Source organism: Chitinophaga barathri, from assembly GCF_003807585.1.
Lineage (GTDB): Bacteria > Bacteroidota > Bacteroidia > Chitinophagales > Chitinophagaceae > Chitinophaga > Chitinophaga barathri.
On the sequence record NZ_RMBX01000001.1, the window covers coordinates 141,713 to 161,472 of the forward strand.

Consider the following 19,760-nt stretch of genomic DNA (forward strand, 5'->3'; position numbering starts at 1 on the left):
GGCCGTCCAGGCGCCCGGCCCATTACTTTACTCACGCCGTTTCTATCCAGGGATAAAAAGTGACCAGCGCCGACGGCTCAAGGCTTCCCGCCTCCGCATTGTGACAGATCATACCATCCGCACGCGCCGTGGCCGTGAGGTCCGCCCGGCCGGAAAATGACAACGCCTTCACTTTCAGCCCGTTTTTACTGACCAGCGCGGCAGGTACAAACTCATCCTGCGCGTGAACAGGCGTACGATGCTCCATATACGGTATCAGCCAGGGTTTGATAACAGGGATGCCCCAACAGGCACGGATGTACGATTCCACGAACAGTTTACACCCCGCCTGCACGGCGAACGGTTGCCCCGGTATCAGCATCACCCTTGTACGCGTGGGGCTGTAACCAAACCAGAATGGATTACAGGGATGCGCTTTCACTTTGTTAAACACCTGCTCCACCCCGCATTCAATGATCGTTTTAGGCTGCACATTCCCGCAGATCACCAGCAGGTCCGCCTCCAGGCAGGGCATGATGGCAGACTGGATGGCCGCCGGATGATCCGGCACGATATAACTTGCTTCCAGCGTAATTCCATATTGCAGGAGCAGGCCGGTGAGCGTAAAACCATTGGCATCACGCAGTTGTGTATCATTTACCGGCGCACCGGGTATGCGCAGCTCGCTGCCCACGGCAATAAACATCACGCGGGGCGGGCGCTCCACCTTTACATTCATGACGCCCAGTGAGGCCAGGAGCCCAAGGTGCTGAAAATTGAGCCGGAGGCCCGGCTCCAGCAATACCTTGCCGGCGGTAGCCTGCTCCCCGCGCGGGCGGACGTGCTGGTACACACGGATGTTATGATCCAGGAAAACGACATGACCGTTCTTTTCCTCCGCTTCTTCCATACCGATCACCACATCCACATCAGGCGGCAACAGGCTGCCGGAAGCCACTTTCATGGCATGCCCAGGCTGGAGGTCTTCTCCCGGGTAACGGGCATGACTCAACGGGAATTGCTGTTTTCGGGTGGTCTGTACGTCTGAACTGCGGATGGCAAAACCGTCCCGGGCGGCACGGTGAAAGGGCGGGTAATCCCGGTCTGCGGTAATGGCTTCGGCCAAAACCCTGCCTGCGGATTTTTCCAGCGGCACTGATTCGGTTCCCCAACTGGTACGGCAGGCCGCGATTTGCTGGATGGCGGCGGTTACACTAATCATGGATCGTTCGGTCTTTTAAGATAAGCATAAGGATGAACCGGTACTTCACCCGAGGCGGAGATCACCCGCGCGGCTTTCACATTCATGCATAAATACTGGACCGCCGGGCTACTCTCCGCTTCTGGCAAAGAGGCATAGGATAGATATATTACATGTTTACATATACATTGTTATACAGCTAAAAGTACAAGTAAATTCATATTAATTATAGCTATATGATATATTTTTAATTGAATAACATATTATTCCGCCAATATAGCCGCGCAATAATAATATTATAAATTTTACAATGTGTCATATTGAGTATCACTTATCTTCTAACGCTATCACGTGGCCCAAAAAAGAAAGGCCGCACCAAATGGCGCAGCCCTCCGCATAGTCTGAGTAAAAAAATTTATTTCCCGTCAAACAGGTTCACCGTCAGACCCAGCGTAAAATTATCCCCAAGGTAATTTTTCAGCCCGGCCGTCTGCGTCGAATAGATCAGTTGCAGCCCAAACCGTGTCCGGTAACTGAACCCCGCCCCCACGGTAAAGTTCTGCGAGGTGTGATACATCCCGAACACATTCACCCAGTTATTCAGCAAGGCAATATTGGCCCCGAAGTCGAAGATATTGTCAAAGCCACGCACCGCCCGGAAACAGACCTTCGGCTCAATGGACGTAAAGCCCTCTCCCACATCCACCCGGTAACTCACCGCGGTGAACCAGGTAGAACTATTGGCAATATCCTTGTTGTCCGACTGAAAATACCCTACCACATTCGGCAACGCGGCCTGAATGTTCAGATGTCCGTCCGTATAAGCCACCCCGAAATCCACATCGAAATAGTTATCGCGGCGGTTGAACAGGTTTAGTGAAGGATCGGTTGCGTCACCATTGAGTTTGGAAAGATCCAGACGATCGTTCCGGAGCCCTGCGGACAACCCAAAGTGCAGCTTCTGCCGGCCCGACAGGCTCAACGGCAGATGATAGGCATACGTAACGGAGACACGGGTGCGGGTAATGAGCCCTGCCTCATCCCGGAAGATGTTCAGGCCCGCCCCCACTCTTTTGCCCACCAGGTAGTCCGCCGTAAAAGCCATAGCAACGGGCGCGCCCGGCACATCGTTCCATTGGCGGCGGTAGGCGCCGTTCAGGTGAAGGCCCGTGTCCACGCCCGCAAAGGACGGGTTGCCCAGGTACTGGTTCTGAAAATACTGTGTGCCCAACGGCGCCACCTGCGTACTGGTGTTGCCCCAGGTTTGTGCACCGGCCTGCTGCGCCAGCAGGCACAGCATAAAACCCCAGATATATCTTTTCATGTGCTGCATGTTTTAACGTTTGTCGCGGATGATGGTAATATAACCTTTCACTTTCGGCAGGCCCGGCCCGAAGTCCAGCAGGAAATAAACAGTGCCTTCTTCCAGCGGCTTGCCGTTCACCCTGCCATCCCATTCGTTCTGGTACCCTTTCTTCGTATATATCAGCCTGCCGGACTGATCGAATATCTTCAGTTCGTTGTTCGGATAACTGTCGATATTCTGGATGATAAAGCGGTCGTTTTTACCATCGCCGTTCGGTGTAAGAATATTCGCACTGTTCACCTTATAATCTTCCTTCACTTCAATGCTCACCTGGGCGCTGGCGGAGCAGCCTGCCGCATTGGAAGCGGTTACCCTGTACACAGCGTTCTGCTGCGGGCGGATAGTGAGCGTCGCGGAATTCTGACCGGATATGATGCCCGGCGCATTATCCCATACATAGGTCACGCCGCCGCTTGCCGTCAGCATCACCACATCGCCTTTCGATACATTGAGGCCTTTATCGCTTACGATCGTTGGCGCCGCAATGGAGGTGACGTTGATCCTGAATGTGCGCGTAGCCTGGTCTGTGCCGCCGTTTGCCGTGCCACCATTGTCTTTTACGGTAACGGTCACATTCGCCGAACCGTTTGCCCCGGGCGCAAAGCGCACGCGCAGGTCGCTGTTGTCCACGGCCAGTACTGCAAAAAGCGCATTATTGTCCGACGCAACCGTCACTGTCAGCGTCTGCCCGCTTTCAGGCCCGGCGGTGATACCCGTGAGGCCTATCAGCTGGTCCGCATTGGTGGCGCAGAACTGGCGGTCCGTGATGGCGCCGAGGGTGGGCGCTTCGTTCACATCCGTAACCGTGATGGTGAAATCTTTTTCCAGGAATTCACCGGCCTGCGTGGTGGATCTTATTTTGATACTGTAAGTGGCTTTTGTTTCCGCATCCAGCACCGGTATGGCCTGCAATACATTGCCTGTTATGGCGAACGCCGCATTGTCCGCCCCGCCTGCCGCCATACTGTAGGTAAAGGTCGCCCCAGGTTCTGTGGAAGTGGAGGAAAGTATGCCCACCTGTGCGTTCGGCGCGTTGTTCTCCAGGATGGAAGCACTGCTTAGTGTAATATCCAGTGGCGGTTCCGGCCGGTCCGTCACATTGACCGTAACGGTCTGCACAGCGCTGGTATTCACGCCGTCGCTGACGGTCACGGAGATGATGAGTGTTGGCTGATCTTCAAAGTTCATATCCCCCGCATCATTCACCGTCAATACGCCGGTTGCGGCATTGATACTGAATGCCTGGTTCGCATCGCCGTCAGGATTGATATTTGTGGTGATGGCCCATTGTTGCAGGGTGCCTGTGGAGCCTGGATCTGTACCGGCTATAGTCCCCACAGCGGTGCCTGCCGCACTGTTTTCAGCAACAGTAAATACCTGGCCCGCCGTTACTACCGGCGGCACAGCATCTACCCGGATGTTGCTGAGGTCGCCGGCGTTGTTCACAGCCAGTAGCGCGTCGTTGCCTGCAGCATCCCGCAGGGTGGCGCCATTGAGTGCCAATGCCGCCGCAAGTGTTACGCCGTTCCGGTCAAGATCGCCCGCGGCAACAGTATAACGGAATGTAAGCGAATTGGTGCCTGTACCGCTTATGTTTGACAGTTGTTTCACCGTGGCGCCCACCGTAAGCCCTACGGCCGGGTTGGGCGCACCGGCTTTTGTTACCGGTTCGCTGAACAGGATGATAAAGTCCAGCACTTCCCCTTCTTTCCATATTTTATCCTGCGGCAATGTAACGCCTGTGATCACCGGCACTACAGCATCCACGAGGATAGCGGAAGCAGAAGGCATGTTTTGCAACTGCAGTACAGCATCGTTACCCGCCACATCCCTGACAGTGCCGCCATTTAAGGCAAGGCTTCCCGGTGCAATACCGTCATTGTCAAGATCGCCTGCCACGACCGTGTAGCGGAACACCAGGGTATTACTGCCGGAGCCGGAAATATAATTCGCCGGTACCGCGCCGCCCTGCAGGGTAACACCCAGCGATGGCGTGCCTGTAACTGCCACAACTTCGGAGAAGGTAACCATGAAATCCATCTGCTGCCCGGCCACATAGGTGCCGTTGGCAGGCAGATTCACCGCCGTTACCACAGGAGCGATGCCATCTATCACCAGGGCTTTGTTTGCACCCAGTGAATTGGCGGCGCCCGGCGCGGGAAGCGTAAGATCGGCATCCATCGCGCCGGTATTGCGGATCGTGCCGCCATTGAGCGTAAGTGCGGTGGCAGCGGTATAGTCCAGGTCAGGGGATACATTTCCGCTCTGCACCTGGTAATTAAATGTAAGCGTAGTGGTGCCGGAGCCGGATGTATAGTTTGCCAGCGCATCCGCAGTGCCTGTTTCGAGCAGTAATTGCGGTGTGCCGGTGACAGTCACCGGCTGTGTGAAGCTGATCGTCAGTGACAATACATCGCCGGTTTTATAGATGCCGTCCGCCGCGGTGGAGGTAACGCCGGTTATCGTTGGCGTTATGGGCTGCACCCCGACAATTATTGTTTTCGTATCGGTTTGTGCCGGAGCAGGCGTATTACCCTGATCATCCGCATGGATGGTGATCACGATATTGCCGGTATGGTTCGTAGGCGGCACAAGTGTGAGGCCGCTTAGTGCTGCGTTGATATTGGTCAGTGTGCCGGTAAAGGTCATGGTCGCATCACCCGTTCCATCGCCCACGCTAAATACAAGGCCCGTGATGCCGCTCAGTGTAAGCGTTCCCAGCGACGCGGTCAGCTCAACTTTAACCGGGTTCGTTCCTGCATCGGTATCACTGATGGAGATGAGATTGCCGTTCCCCGTGCTGAACACCTTACTGATGTTCATCAGGGTGGTCTGCGTACCAGGCACTGCAATTACAGGCGCATCGTTCACCGCAACGATCTGCAACGTAACGGTAGCCGTTGCCTGTTCACTGGTCGGAGTGCCGGTGGTACCCGGATCTGCGCCGGTATTGCCATCGTCGTTGATGAGGATGACCATCTGCACGTTCGCCGTGTTGTTGGCTTCGTTCTGGAATATAACGTTGCCAATGAAGCTGTTGATCGCGGTGACTGTACCGTCGAGCTGGACCGCCTGCGGATTGATCTGTGTTACCGTCACTCCGCTTCCGCTGGCAGCGCTCACTGTACCCGTACTTACGGCAAATATTACCGATACCGGTGAAGTACCCGCATCTGTATCACTGAAAGAAATACCGCTGAGCGCGGTGGCCTGATCTTCTGTTATATTGATCGAAGCAGGCGCCGAAATAGCCGGCCCGTCGTTCACCGCGGTAACATTGATATTAACAGGCCCTTCAGAAGCGGTTTGTGGTCCGCCCGTACCTGTATCGCCCGCATCATCGAATGAGACGTTCAATGTCGCTGTACCGGTGAAATCTGCTGCCGGTACATATGCCACACTGCCTGCGGCAATAAAATTATTGATATTCACCATCGTTCCCTGCAATTCAACTGTTGCCGTGCCATTGCCGGTAACGGTCACGCCCGCGCCGCTGGTGGCATTCAGTACACCCTGCGTTACAACAAGGGTTGCTTTGGTAAGGGCGGACGTACCCGCATCAGGATCTGAGAAGATGATGCCGGTAAGCGCAAGTGTTACATCTTCCGCGGTGGTATAATCGAATGGAGTGGTTATGGCCGGGGCGTCATTCGCGGGGGCAACGATGATAGTCACAGTTGCTGAAGCCTCTTCACTGGTCGCATCGCCGGATGTGCCCGGGTCTGCTCCGGTATTGCCGCCATCGTTGACCGTGATGCTCAGCGCCACGTTCGCCGTGTTGTCCGGTAAATTAAGGAATACGACGTTGTTCATGGAACTATTGATCGCGACAACGGAACCTGTGAGCCTTACGGATTGCGGCGTAAGCTGCGTTACTGCGACACCGCCTCCGGATGCTGCGGTCAATGCACCTGAAGCAACGCTGAACGTTACCGTCACCTGCGAAGTACCGGCATCTGCATCAGCGAAAGAAATACCAGTGAGGGCTGTGATCTGATCTTCAACTGCGGCGATCGAAGCGGGTGTTGTAATGACAGGTCCATCGTTCACTGCGGTCACAGTGATGTTGATCGGACCGGCAGTGCCTATTTTTGCGCCACCGGAGCCTGTATCGCCCGCATCATCGAATGTGATGTTCAGCGTTCCGGTACCCGCAAAGTTCGCAGCGGGAACAAATGAAACACCGCTTGCGGCAATGAAAGCGTTGATATTCACCATCGTGCCCTGCAGTTCAAGTGTGGCCGTACCGCTTCCGGTAACCGTCACTCCCGCGCCGCTGGTGGCATTCAGTATACCCTGCGTTACAACAAGGGTTGCTTTGGTAAGAACGGATGTGCCTGCATCAGAATCTGAGAAGATGATACCGGTAAGCGCAAGCGTTACATCTTCCGCTGTAGTGAAACTTGCAGGTGTTGCCACAGTTGGTGCATCGTTGGCTGCGGTGATGGTAATCGTCACGGCAGTCGTTGCTTCTTCACTGGTCGCATCGCCAGAGGTGCCTGGATCTACGCCGGTATTGCCATTGTCGTTGATAGTAATATTTAGTGTCACATTCGCCGTGCTGTTGAGGGCATTCTGGAATGAAACATTGCCGATAAAGCTGTTGATAGCAGTGATAGAACCAACAAGCTGTACGGATTGCGGCGTAGGCTGAGTAACGGTTACACCGCCGCCGCTCGCAGCGCTGAGCGTGCCGGAAGTAACGCTGAATGTTGCTTCCACAGCCGAAGTTCCCGCATCCACATCAGCTAACGTGATACCGCTGAGCGTGGTAGACTGGTCTTCCGCAGCGGCGATTGAAGCAGGCGCTGCAATCGCCGGACCATCGTTTACCGCGGTCACAGTGATGTTGACCGGACCGGCAGTGCCTGTTTGCGCGCCACCGGAGCCTGTATCGCCAGCATCATTGAATGTAATGTTCAATGTTCCGATACCGGAAAAATTCGCGGCAGGAACAAATGAAACACCGCTTGCGGCAATGAAAGCATTGATATTCGCCATCGTGCCCTGCAGTTCAAGTGTGGCCGTACCGCTTCCGGTAACCGTCACTCCCGCGCCGCTGGTGGCATTCAGCATACCCTGCGTTACAACAAGGGTTGCTTTGGTAAGAACGGATGTGCCTGCATCAGAATCTGAGAAGATGATACCGGTAAGCGCAAGCGTTACATCTTCCGCTGTAGTGAAACTTGCAGGTGTTGCCACAGTTGGTGCATCATTGGCCGCTGTGATAGTAATAGTAACAGCAGTCGTTGCTTCTTCACTGGTCGCATCGCCTGATGTGCCAGGATCTGCGCCGGTATTGCCATTGTCGTTGATAGTAATATTTAGTGTCACATTCGCCGTGCTGTTGGGGGCATTCTGGAATGAAACATTGCCGACAAAGCTATTGATAGCAGTGATGGAACCATCAAGCTGTACCGATTGGGGCGTGAGTTGTGTAACGATTACCCCCCCGCCGCTGGTAGCGTTGAGCGTACCGGAAGTAACACTGAAGGTCGCTCTCACAGTTGAAGTTCCCGCATCCGTGTCGCTGAATGAGATGCCACTTAGGGCCGTGGACTGATCTTCCGTTGAAGTGATAGAAGCAGGCGCAGTGATCGCCGGTGCATCGTTCACCGCTGTAATGTTGATGTTTATAGGCCCTGCATTCGCCACGAGCGGCCCGCCGCCTACATCTCCCGCATCATCGAACTCAATGATGACAGACGCCGCGCCGAGATATCCGGCCGGGAATGCAGCTGTTATGCTGTTTGCAGCGACGAATGCATTGATGTCTGCCCTTGTTCCCTGCAACGCCAGGGTATTCGTACCGGAACCTGTTACTGTTACCTGTGGAGTTCCGGTAGCGCTGAGCGTACCGCCTGTTAATGTGAAAGTTGCTTTATTGAGATTGGACGTACCATTATCCACATCTGAGAATATGATGCCGTTTATCGTTAACGGGTTGTCTTCCGCAACTGTGTAAGACGCAGGCGCAGCGATCGTCGGCAGGTCATTCGCCGGTGCTACCACGATCGGTGCGGTAACAGTAGCTTCCTCGCTGGTGGGCGTGCCCGTCAACCCGGGATCTTCTCCCGTATTGCCGCCGTCATTGATCGTGATGGTAATTGGAACATTTGTCGTAACGTTTGGCGCTGGCGTAAACAGCACGTTGTTCGCAGCTACAAAAGCGTTGATATCCGCAACTGTGCCGTTCAATTGAATATTCTGCTGATCAATAACCGTAACTATTACACCGCCCGAGCTGGTTGCAGCCAGGATGGTGCTCACGAAGGGCAGAGACAAACTAACTGTTACCGGGGAAGCTCCTGCATCTATGTCTGCAAAAGAAAATCCGGTGATAGCGGATTGCACGTCTTCCGCAGCGCCAAACGAAGCCGGAGCAGTGATCGATGGCCCATCGTTCACCGCCTGGCCAATGATGCCGATAGTCCCCGTTATCGTTTGCGCCCCGGGAGTTCCCGTATTGCCGAGATCACTAACAGTAACGGTTATATTTTGATTAAATGACTGATTAGCTGGAAATGCAAAAGTTATACTGCCCGCGGTTGCAAGGTATGTATTCAGCACCGTGCTGGTGCCGTTCAGAACTAGCGTGCCGGTATTGTTGCCGGTAATAACGACGCCCGCGAAAACCGCAGCAGCAAAGGTGCCGCTGGGGACTGTAAGGGTCACGCCTGCAGGAAGCCCCCCGCCGTCAGCATCCGTAAAGGAAATATTGTTGATGGCCGTCGGCACATCTTCCTTTACGGTCACCGTAGCGGGTATTGTAAGGCCCGGTATGTCGTTCACCCGTATCAGTGCGGCAGTGACCGCAGCAGTGGCGGTGGCCCCGTCGCTGTCTGTGAGCGTTAAAGTCAGCGTACGTGTGTTCCCGTTAGCGTTGTTGCTGTTGTTGGAATACTGCAAGGCCCTTATCAATGCGGTAACCGCGGCGGGCGTAGCAGTGGCACTGTTGAAGGAAATGAGCATCGCATTGGGCGCAGTGCCTCCGGTGACCGTCCCGATCACAACGTTTTCATACAATACGTTCCCGGCAGAAACGGCGATCTGCCCTGGTCCTGACCCCTGGTTCTCAATAGCCAACAGGTCCTGACCGTTTACTGCATTTGTTGTAAATGCAATGTTCAGCGAACCGCCGTTAAAACTGGCCTGGTCATCATTGGCAGTGGCGTTCAGGCCAACGTCCAGCTTAACGGGCGCAGTAGCTTCTGTATATGAAACCGCATCACCATTGAGATTGGTGATCGTTGGCGGCACCGGCGTGAGCGTGGTGAAATTGTACGTAGTGTTATTGCTTACAGCCGGGGTGACCATATCATCCACATCCTTAAATACGCCCATATCCATGCGAATGGCATAGGTAGTGGACACCGCCAGGTCCGCAGGCGGATTGATACGCCACACCGTAGTCGAAACCGATGTTACGGCGGCACTGTTCACATCAATGGTCATCACCGTCACGTTGGTGGCGGTGTTGACGATATAGATGTTGCCGGTATTTTTAGTGACGGCTTCGCTGAAGGTGAGATCGATATTGGTATTTTTGGCTACGCCCGTAGCATTGTCCGCCGGGGAGGTAGCTGTAATGCGCGGTGGCGTGCCAGCCTGCCGCCAGACGCCCAATGAACTGCCGGTAGGATCACGGTCCACAATGTCCACATCACCGTCTGTATCATAGTCGAATACAAACAGTGCGGACATCTGTTCGTTCGTAAAATCAAAACCGTTAAAAGGTTCTCCCGGTGAGGCGTTGGCTGTAGCAAAATGAGTATATGCCCCTGCCCCGTCGTTGCGCGCGTAGCCGAAACCCGCGCCCGCCACGCTACCGTTCTGGTACAGCATATCCGGGTCACCATCCACGTCAAAGTCCCCGAATACCAGGCGGTTCAGGCCGAGGGTCATGGGAAGGAAAGTAAAAGGCCCTGTTTCAAACACAAAGCTGCCCGCATTATTCCTCCATACGCCCATGGAGGTGGTGAGGTCACGGTCGATGATATCCACATCGCCATCCATATCATAATCCAGCACGGTGAGCGCCGACACCTGCTGGCCTGTAAAGTCAAACGAACTAAAAGGCGTACCGGCGCTGCTGGCCGGGCTTACATTCGTAAAAGCGCCGCTGCCGTTGTTCCGGAGAAAACCAATTCCCGTACCGGCCGTACCGCCGACCTGGTAAAGAATATCTTTATCGCCGTCGTTGTCAAAATCCCCCACGATCATCCTGCCCAGCGCGAGTGTCCAGCCGGGCACGGTGAAGGGGGTGGCAAGTTTGGTAAAAGAGGCGCCATTTTCATTTCGCCACAGGCTTGCGCCCACCCCGTCAATATCCCGGTCCAGGATGTCCATGTCGCCATCGTTATCATAATCGAACACAAAATGTCCCGCCGGCGCGAGGTTTTCATTCGAAAAGTCGAACCCGTTAAATGGCGTACCTGCCGCAGCGGCAGTGGGAAAGTCCTGCCATGAGCCGCCCCCGTTGTTCCTCACATAACCAAAACCCGCCCCGATCGCATTTCCGTTCTGATACAGGATGTCCACATCACCGTCGTTATCAAAATCTCCCGTGATCATGCGCCCCTGCCCGGGTGTGGCCATGGTCATGGTGAAAGGATTGACAGGCGCGTGCTCCATCTGGTTCTGGGAAAACGCGGGAACGTACAGGCATATAAGGAGTGCAAGACTTGCCAGCTTAGCGTATAGTTCTTTCATAAATAAATTTGATGCCGGATAAACCCGGGTTAAACACATAAATAAGGGTTCTGCCACCCGGACAATTCCTGAGCCGCACCGATGGCCAGCGAGGGGTCCGACCAGTGTACGCCCTGCCCGGTATGGACGGTTTCGTGGACTGCTGCATTTTCTCTCATTACAGACTTCCGGATATAAACCGCCGGAAGCGCGGATAAGGGCCCGGTGGAAAGGTCCACCGGCCCTCTGGGTCCATTTATTTTGGTATCGTCCATGTCATTGAAGATCATCCTCCCCGATTCATAACCCAGCATGGCAAACACCGCGGGCCTTTCCCCGAAACGTTCTTCATAGGCCGCTGTGAATTCGCGGTTTGCCTCGCCGTTCATGTCCGCGCTCCAGGTGGTGGCGTGATACATACCTTCTGTGAGGAACTGGTCCTCCATCAGCGAAGCGTCCGCCATAAAGGGGCTGATGCTGAGGCTTGTGTTGCAGCCGGTGTGCCGGTATTGCTCCAGGAAATGCTGCGCTTCTTTGCCGGAGAGCAGTACATGCGCATGGGCGGACTGCTGTGTTTGCAGGTAATCGATCAGCGGGGTGGTATCCACCACCTGGTCCGGCCGGTGCCGGAGCACGTTGAGGATCACCTTGTCCGCGCCGGAGGCCGCTGCGCCGAGCTTAAAACATTCATGAAGGCTGTAGCCGCTTTCGTAGAAGGCCATACTGATACTGGGCAGACCACCGAATTGCTGCTGCGCCCAGCGGCCCATCTCCCACTGGCTCTTCCATAGGTGGAGGCTGTTGTAGCGGAGGTAGGGGTTGCTGAAAGACGCGGTGGGCGTACGTGCGCCGAGGTTATGTACGAACACCGGCACGCGGGATGGCGCGAAGGTGTCCGTACACTGGCCTATCACATTGGTATTCACGATACCGGCAATGAGGTCCACCCGGTGAAAGCGGATCAGTTTCTGTATGGCTTCCTGCACATGTTTGAGGTCGCCCATATGGATGTATTCATACAGGAAAGAGACGCGGTCTTCGTGCCCTGGTGGCATAGCCAGCATGAGGCCCTGCGAGAGGTCTTCTTTCAGCGCGGGGAATACACCGGAGTACGGGATCAGTAGCCCGATCTTCAGTTTTTTCATAAGCGGATACCTGCTTCTTAGTTGCGGGAGGGAAAAATCCCTGACGTGGCAATGATGTAGTTGATAGCCAGGTATGGCTGTAATAACGGGAAAGGCTGATTGCCGCCCGCTGGCAGTATCTGGCCGGTAACTGTACCACCGCCTACGTTCAGGGGTATGGTAGGTGCGGTGGCATTGTACCCTACAATGGCGTCGCCTGTAGTAGGGTCCGCCAGGCCAGCCAATGAGTTTGTGGCGGCGGAAGCTACAGAAGCACTGCCTGTGTCTGCCGCGGCGGAGATGGTCACGGAGAGTGCAAATCCGTGGGTGTGACCAGGCATCTGGTTGATCGTCATGGTGAAATTTTCATTGCCGCCTGTCTGGCCGAGGACATATGAACTTAAGCCCGGGCCCTGACCGGCGCCTACAGGCACGCGGCTGCTAAAATTGGGCAAAGCGAAAGTGGTCTGGCCATTGCCGCCGAAGGTGGTGCCGAGAAGGGAAAACAGGGCGGTGTTCTGGGCAATTGACAGGATCTGGCCCATGCAAAAAGCCCAGCCTCTGGGCGCAAAATTGCAGGGCCACAACATAATCATGCTGAGTAATGGTTCCATGTGGATGGAAGTTTTAGGGTCCTTAAATTGATTCGAATTGCTTAGGGTTACGGTACTTATAGGAGGATCATCGGGGATAACGGGCTAATTGACTCTTTGTTCGTATTTGCTCTGCTAAGTTAGGGATTGTCCCCATGATCGGGAATGAAGATAGGGATTTATTTGGATTTTGGATGTGGGAAATGGAATAGCTGGAAAAATTTCTGCCAGGGGAACGTTTTTAGCGTTAACCCTGTCGCGCATATGATACACCTGTTTCAATAAAAAGAGGCTTCTGATTCAGAAGCCTCTCGAACATTATTTTAGGGTATTTTACGCAGCCTCAAACATGATCAATCACTTTGATCGTTTTACCGGTGTGCCCGGCTTTACCAAAAAGTCTTCGGCTTTTAACCGCATCGACTCTATACCTACGGCAACACTTACCATTGTAAACTGGTTATTGTCGACAACAGTCATCAATGGCAATGCACCAGATTTGCTCAGGAAATAATACCAGCCGCCATAATGATGTTTCGTATACAGCGATGCGTTTAATTTGTATTTAGCGCTGTAATAATAGGTGGTGACCGATTTTGCTGATTTTACAATCAATGCATCGCACATATTTCCGAGTATATTTTTTTTGTTTTTGATAATCTCAAAACTCACAGCTGGGGAGCCATCCATGGAAGGATCGAACCAATACAGGGTATCGGACATCGGGGTCTTGTTATACAGCCTGTTTAGCTTGTTGTCGTACAACTGGCCGGAAACGCTCAGTCCATTGGTCAGGGTTTTGTAGTTCCCGTCTTTGATGTAATACTCCTGGCGCGTGCCGATCATTTTTCCCATTTGCTCTCCTGTCACATTAGGCACTTTACTTTTGAATGTATTCGCATATACAACCTTTCCTTCAAAATAAGATTGTGCATAGGTGATTTGAAAGATACATATAAAAAATGCAAGCAGAATTGTGTTTCTCATATTATTGATCAATTCGAATTATTGATATCTTGGGCTTCCCTGCCAGGTATTCGACGGTATATGTTTTGTCTTTATCTATATTTATGCCCTCTTTATATCGTTGGAATTGTTCATACCTTTCACCTTTGACAGTATAAGCGAAGCCGATTTTTTTGCTGTCTTTTCTAATTATTTCGCCTTCAGTAGCCTCTACCTGTTCATCCGGCAGAAAAAGAGGGGAAGTATAGTCAACCCAACACTCCCGGGGATCGCCTTTGTCATACAGTACCATGTAATGTGCTCCGGGCTGAACATGATCGGAAGGGCTGCCTTGTTTTTTTGTATATGTCTTACCGTCCACTACATATTCCAAAACCGCATAACTGCCTTTCATGTTGCCGGTACTAATCACAGTACCGGTTGTGGAAGTATTGCTTTCTTCTATCTTTTTTATTTCCTCATTTTTCCTGGCAAGGGCCCCCATTGCTATGAAGTAGATCACCAGGAACAAACCGGCAAGTATACACAGGAAGTAAAAAATGTTCTTCAACTTCTCCCGGAATGTCATTTTGGACAAATCCAATACATTTTCCTCAACAGGTTTTTTTTCGCCCTGCTTCTTTCTTGTCCCGGACTTTTTTTTATTGCTCATCAGTTCTGTATGCCTTTTTAAGAAATTCCCCTGTTACGTTTTCAAGCGCCTCGCCTCCGGTCCTGAATGTATTCGGCATGGTCTGGCTCCATATCAGCCTAACCGCCCGCTGCATATAAGCCTGCTGATTAGTAGCCAGCGCACTTTCCAGCTTTACTTTTGCTACAGTGGCTCCCACGCCATAACCGCCTGTTTTATTAACAATCTTGTCCAGCTTCTTACTTGCCTGCTCAACAGCGGTTGCCGTAGTCGCGATCTTCTTCTCCGCTTTTTTTACCAAATTGGACGTTCCTTTAGCTACTCCGTCAGCGAGCGCGCCATTGAGTTTACCCATTCCGAGCCCCAACACCAAATCCACACTTGCTGAAGCAAGTGTTTTCTCTCCGGTGAAAGTCGTTTGCACACCGTCTTTAACACTTATATCAACAGTAGCCTTGGTCACTTCTCCCACTACTTCAACCACTCCTTTTCTCAGAAGCTTATTGACGATAGTACCGCTTTTTGCGAGAGCACCACCGCCCATCGCTCCTTCTAATGCACCTTTCCCCGTTTCCACGGCAACGTCCGCCCAATCCACTTCGTCAAGCGATTTGCCTGACATCAATTGTCCCGCCAGCTCAATACCGCCACCAAGGACACCTCCAATCACAGCCCCCCAGCACCACGGGCAATTACCATCCGGGTCATTGAAACGCACCGGATTGTTGCCTGCATATTGGTAAGGAGACATGCTTTCCTGACCGCCATCTTCGAGTTTGGGATCTATCTGTATGAACCTGCCGATCTGCTGACCATAGGTCCTGGCATTAAAATCATATAATTCCAGGCCGCTGCCATCTCCAAACTCTAGCGTTTGCAGCTCATTTCCATTAAACTTCTTCTGATTGGGGCATCCGCAATCAGGTTGAAGGCTGGTATTGCTGATGCCTGCCATCGTCAGGCCAAACGGGTAATAGTGCGTTTCTTCCAGGATAGGTCCGGAGGAGAACTCCACCACCACGTTATCAAAATAGACATCCTGCTGCGTTTCGTTACTGGTGTATACATACAGGAACCCATTTTTTTGCATCACCATTTTTCCCTGGGCAAGTACCTGCAGTTGGTCCGGCTCCGCCTTTACCTGTTTGGCCCCACTATTTTCATCTACTAAGTTAAACTGATCGTCGAACAACACAAAATTCAGGTAAGCCTTTGGCCGGTCGCTCAAACCACCACTTTCCGGATCTTTTTCCTTAAGCCTTTCATAATCTTCGTTCAGGAATTTCTGATTGAATGGCGTACTGTTCTCTGCATCTCCGGATACTTTGACGCCTGAACTCCTTCCCGAATTAGAAAACGCGTTCACCAGCGCCGTTGCCATATCGGTCAGCGGAAGCTGTTTTTTATTGACCGGCTGGCCAACCGATTTGTAGAATGCCTTCGCACCGATCGCCACGGTGTCTCCCGCCATTACCTTCAACACCAGCGAAGGGCCGATCTTCCGGTCTGCATTGGTGGCATTCAGGCGTGACACCTGGGTGCTGTTCCCCGCGGAATTATCCGCAGGATAACCCGATGGTTTTTCCGCCCGGGTATTGTCAATATTGGAAAACAACGCATTTTCAACGGGCGCGCGCTCCGTTTCCATGGTAGCTGCGTAGGTGGCGAAATTTACCTGCTCGGTAAGTACCACCCTGATGTTACCCAGGTGATCCTTCACAAAATAGTCATATTCGAAAGTTCTTGGCTGCCCTGTTCTGACCACCGGACGCAACCGTCCTTCTTCATGTCCAACAAACTTCAGCGTATCATTTTCAAACACCGCGTTTGAGAAATAGTCTGTCACGATCTTCTTTGCAGGGCTGTAAGTGCTATCCACAACTATCTTCCTGTATTTTACCCCGGTAGCGGTATAAAGATATGAAATCGTGCCCTTGCCCATAATATGGACACGCGAAGGCAGGTTCATATTATTGTAGCTGATACTCTGTATGCCTTTGTTATTATCGTATGTAAGATTGCCATTCCGGTCATAGAGATAATCCGTGGTATTTGAAACATCCAGATCCTTGAAGTCTCCCAGCTGAGACGCTGGATCGTTCGCCGCATCCGCTACTTTTTTAAGCTGGTTGCTATTGGTGTTATAGGTATACGTTAGCTGATCGATAGTGCTGCTGGTTCCATTTTTCATCCCTTTCTGCGTCATGGACGAAATGTTGCCGTTTGCATCATAAGCAAGCGAGGACACAGAAAAATCCACGTTCGGATTTTTCGCCCAGGAACCACCACTATTTTCTTTAAAATCCGCTCCTTTAAGCCGGCTTGAGGCATCGTAAGTAAAGTCATAGGACCTCCACGCAAGATCCCCCGCACTTCTCCATGTAATTGCGGAAATATCGCCGTTGTACTGAGGGGTGGTTAACCCATCATTATAATGAAGGCTGGTACCGAAATAATGACTACCGCCGGTTTGTGCAAAGCTTTTGTTGATCCCTTTTATCCAACCCCTGATATTGTACTCGTATTCAAGCGTTTCCAGGTTATTGCCCAATGTCTTTTTCTTCAGCTGTCCCAGTTCATTGTATTCATTTGTTGCGATCGTTCTGCGGTAACTGCCGTTGATTTCTTTATCCACGCTCACAAGCCGGTTCCCATAATCATATTTATTGACCGTGAGAGTTGTTATCACGGGGTCCTGGCTAAGCGGGTTCTGCTGCCTGATGTAGGTGGATAAGGCGTTCCCCTTAAAGTCGTACCGGTTCGTCAGCACATCAGCCCCTCCGGCCAGGTTATTAGATATTACCTGCAGCAGGCGTCCTTTGGCATCATAATAGTTGGTGGTGAATATCCAGTTGTCCGTGTCCAGTATACGCGTTTTGATGGACGTCACCAGGCTGCGTGTTTGTTTAGACGCAGCTGTTGGTAGTTCCGCCGTGGTGCTCGTTCCTGATTCCAGTGAATCCAGGTAAGCCGCAATAAAGGGTTGCGCAGCGGCATCATAGCGGTCATAATACGTATATGTCAACGGATATAACTGTGAAGGTGAAATCCCGGGCAGGGGATTATTGGCCTGTATACTTACGACAACCGGGGAGAGGGCCGGATCAATCTCAGCAACAAACTCATCATTAGCCCCGCTCTCAAATCCTGCTGTTAACACAATACTGCCCGTAGCCACATACCGTGTGATGCCTGCTGCCCTTTCCGGCACAATAAGCTCGTTAGGGCCGGGAATATTGGAAGTAACCGTGGTAGTCCCTGTTATGGCATTCATCTGAGCTTGTAAAGCACCTCTCGTGGCTGAAGAAGTATACAGCGCTGTCTGCACCGGACGGTTCTGATCATCAAAAAAGGTAACCAGCCATTTACCGCTGTTCCTCTGATTTCCATCCCGCATGAATACGAGCCTGTCCCTGATGTCATACACCATTTCAACTGCCTCGGCTCCGGGTACTTTTTTATAGACCATACGTTCCTTCCCGTCGTATTCGTAGCGGAAACAAAAGCCGTTAATAATTGTAGAATCGGTAAGGCTCCATCCATTGGTCTTGAGGATGTCGGTTGCCCTGGGTGGTAGTATATACCGCAACTGGCTCAGATCGTCATACACGTAATAGGTACAAAGCCAGCCGTCATATCCTGCGGAAGGACTGTCGTCCACCTGTACTTTTCGCAGGATCAACCGGCCTTCTTTATCCTTAAAGGTCTGGACCGCTTTGCCATTTTCGTTCACTGAAATTTCTTTTGCCAGTTCCCCGTCCCCATAGGAAGAGCTGCTTACCGGTACGCTGGCATACGACCCCGTTACTTTCCATATCCTGATCCCTTCAGCCAGCGTATTACCACCGGACCTGGCATCCACTCCCCTGTTGCTTCCTCCCCAGCTGGCGCCGGGAGCAAAGATTTTTTCTACCGGGCCTCCCGGAGATTCCTCAAACTGTGATCTTGAATGAAAGTGGCTTTCACCGGGGAATTGTGCCCCCATAAATGTATTAAAGGCCGCCACCTGCCCCGCTTTGTATTTTCCGTCGCTGACCGTAGCAGGATATGGGCTGTAGGACAAGGCTTGCCGCCCCGCATTATCATACACGTCGGGCGATACAACATCTTTCCCCGCAGCCGATAACCCTCTCTGCACCGTCTGAATCTTCCTTCCCAGGCCATCGAAGTATTGGGTTGTTTCAAATTTGTCCGTTGCGGATGCGCTCATTGCCTGCGCAAATGTAGCAAGCCCTCTTTTTTTAAGCTCAAATACACGGGTATAATTCTCGTTTACCGGGTTGCTGGATGCATACTCGGCGATATCCACTTTTGCGACATTGGAAAATACTGTATAAATGCCGCATGTCGTCCTTCTTCTGAAATATGTCTGGAATTTCATTTCCAGTGGTGTGTATGCAGTTGAAGTAGCGCCGGGAATATCAAAGAACTGAACATTGTCGAATGACTGCTGCCACTGATAGGCAACAGAGGTTCCGCAGGAACCGCCGCTGCCTGCTGTAGCGGCTATCGCAGCATTAGCATTAAGTTGTACTGTTTGCGTCGCCGGGCTCAATGTTCCACCTTGAACCGCCGGAAGCGAGGTAAACTGCACCGCGGCGGAATACACTGTTTCCGCGGGTACATTATGCGTTGTTACATAATCATAATTACAGGTATAGGCACGGCGGTATTGCACTGCACCTTCCATCAGCTGCGGCGGCAAATGGGGCATTCCATAGCCCATCGGCACCCACACACCAGCCGTCACGGATTTTTCCCAGGAAAAGGTGCCGCCGTCTACCCCGCCGGTTGGACCGGACAGTTCAATAGGCGGTGTCATAGCTTCCAGTGGCACCGCAACCGGTGCCGTGGGGGTCATAACCGTCCCGGGCGTTAAAACCGCCCTGACCAACGTTGTCCATTCGAGCGTGATCATTTCTCCCGTTCCCAGTTCCATATAGGTATATCTCGCCGTAAGGTCAAGCCCTCCTGTGGATTTAACAGTCACAGCCGTATAAGTACCTCCATTATAGGTATTTTGTATGGTACCATTGATTACTTCCCATGTGCCCATCGGAAGGCTGAGTGAGGGAATATCCCAGTTGCGGAATACCATTGTCTGCAAAGGCGTGCCTACTGTGAGGCCGGTTACCCGTGGGGTTATTTGCGCACATGCACAGATCACAGATATCAGTAATAATATAGTTGATAGAAAACGCTTCATAGG

The 19,760-nt window shown here is 52.3% G+C and carries 8 protein-coding genes; all 8 read right to left on the reverse strand.

The annotated features are described in order from the left end of the window. Positions 1-31: 31 nt before the first annotated feature. The 8 genes from EG028_RS00530 to EG028_RS00565 all read right to left on the reverse strand — a co-directional run bounded on the left by EG028_RS00530 (position 32) and on the right by EG028_RS00565 (position 19,757). A complete protein-coding gene (locus tag EG028_RS00530) occupies positions 32-1,201 on the reverse strand; it encodes a molybdopterin molybdotransferase MoeA (protein ID WP_120514101.1) in 1,170 nt (389 codons plus the stop codon). Positions 1,202-1,595: 394 nt separating this feature from the next. Further along, complete coding sequence (locus EG028_RS00535; protein WP_162946174.1) at positions 1,596-2,504, reverse strand: PorP/SprF family type IX secretion system membrane protein; 909 nt, start codon at positions 2,502-2,504, stop codon at positions 1,596-1,598. 12 nt (positions 2,505-2,516) lie between these two features. Beyond that, complete coding sequence (locus EG028_RS00540; RefSeq protein WP_162946175.1) at positions 2,517-11,258, reverse strand: T9SS type B sorting domain-containing protein; 8,742 nt, start codon at positions 11,256-11,258, stop codon at positions 2,517-2,519. A gap of 29 nt (positions 11,259-11,287) precedes the next feature. Further along, positions 11,288-12,382 carry an ABC transporter substrate-binding protein gene (locus tag EG028_RS00545; protein ID WP_120514104.1) on the reverse strand — a complete coding sequence of 365 codons (1,095 nt, stop codon included), beginning with the start codon at positions 12,380-12,382 and terminating at the stop codon, positions 11,288-11,290. Between the two features lie 17 nt (positions 12,383-12,399). Beyond that, on the reverse strand, positions 12,400-12,975 hold the full coding sequence (locus EG028_RS00550; protein WP_120514105.1) for a phage tail protein: 576 nt from the start codon (positions 12,973-12,975) through the stop codon (positions 12,400-12,402). Between the two features lie 336 nt (positions 12,976-13,311). Beyond that, on the reverse strand, positions 13,312-13,824 hold the full coding sequence (locus EG028_RS00555) for a hypothetical protein (RefSeq protein ID WP_123864485.1): 513 nt from the start codon (positions 13,822-13,824) through the stop codon (positions 13,312-13,314). Positions 13,825-13,942: 118 nt separating this feature from the next. Then, a complete protein-coding gene (locus EG028_RS00560; protein ID WP_120514107.1) occupies positions 13,943-14,572 on the reverse strand; it encodes a DUF3592 domain-containing protein in 630 nt (209 codons plus the stop codon). Beyond that, complete coding sequence (locus EG028_RS00565; RefSeq protein ID WP_120514108.1) at positions 14,562-19,757, reverse strand: DUF6443 domain-containing protein; 5,196 nt, start codon at positions 19,755-19,757, stop codon at positions 14,562-14,564. Before EG028_RS00565 ends, EG028_RS00560 begins: the two co-directional genes overlap by 11 nt. Between the last annotated feature and the right edge of the window lie 3 nt (positions 19,758-19,760).

Bases quoted from the DNA above. Each gene is read 5' to 3' on its own strand.
- EG028_RS00545 (WP_120514104.1), bottom strand. From the start codon at position 12,382: ATGAAAAAACTGAAGATCGGGCTACTGATCCCGTACTCCGGTGTATTC.
- EG028_RS00550 (WP_120514105.1), bottom strand. From the start codon at position 12,975: ATGGAACCATTACTCAGCATGATTATGTTGTGGCCCTGCAATTTTGCG.
- EG028_RS00560 (WP_120514107.1), bottom strand. From the start codon at position 14,572: ATGAGCAATAAAAAAAAGTCCGGGACAAGAAAGAAGCAGGGCGAAAAA.
- EG028_RS00530 (WP_120514101.1), bottom strand. From the start codon at position 1,201: ATGATTAGTGTAACCGCCGCCATCCAGCAAATCGCGGCCTGCCGTACC.
- EG028_RS00535 (WP_162946174.1), bottom strand. From the start codon at position 2,504: ATGAAAAGATATATCTGGGGTTTTATGCTGTGCCTGCTGGCGCAGCAG.
- EG028_RS00565 (WP_120514108.1), bottom strand. From the start codon at position 19,757: ATGAAGCGTTTTCTATCAACTATATTATTACTGATATCTGTGATCTGT.
- EG028_RS00540 (WP_162946175.1), bottom strand. From the start codon at position 11,258: ATGAAAGAACTATACGCTAAGCTGGCAAGTCTTGCACTCCTTATATGC.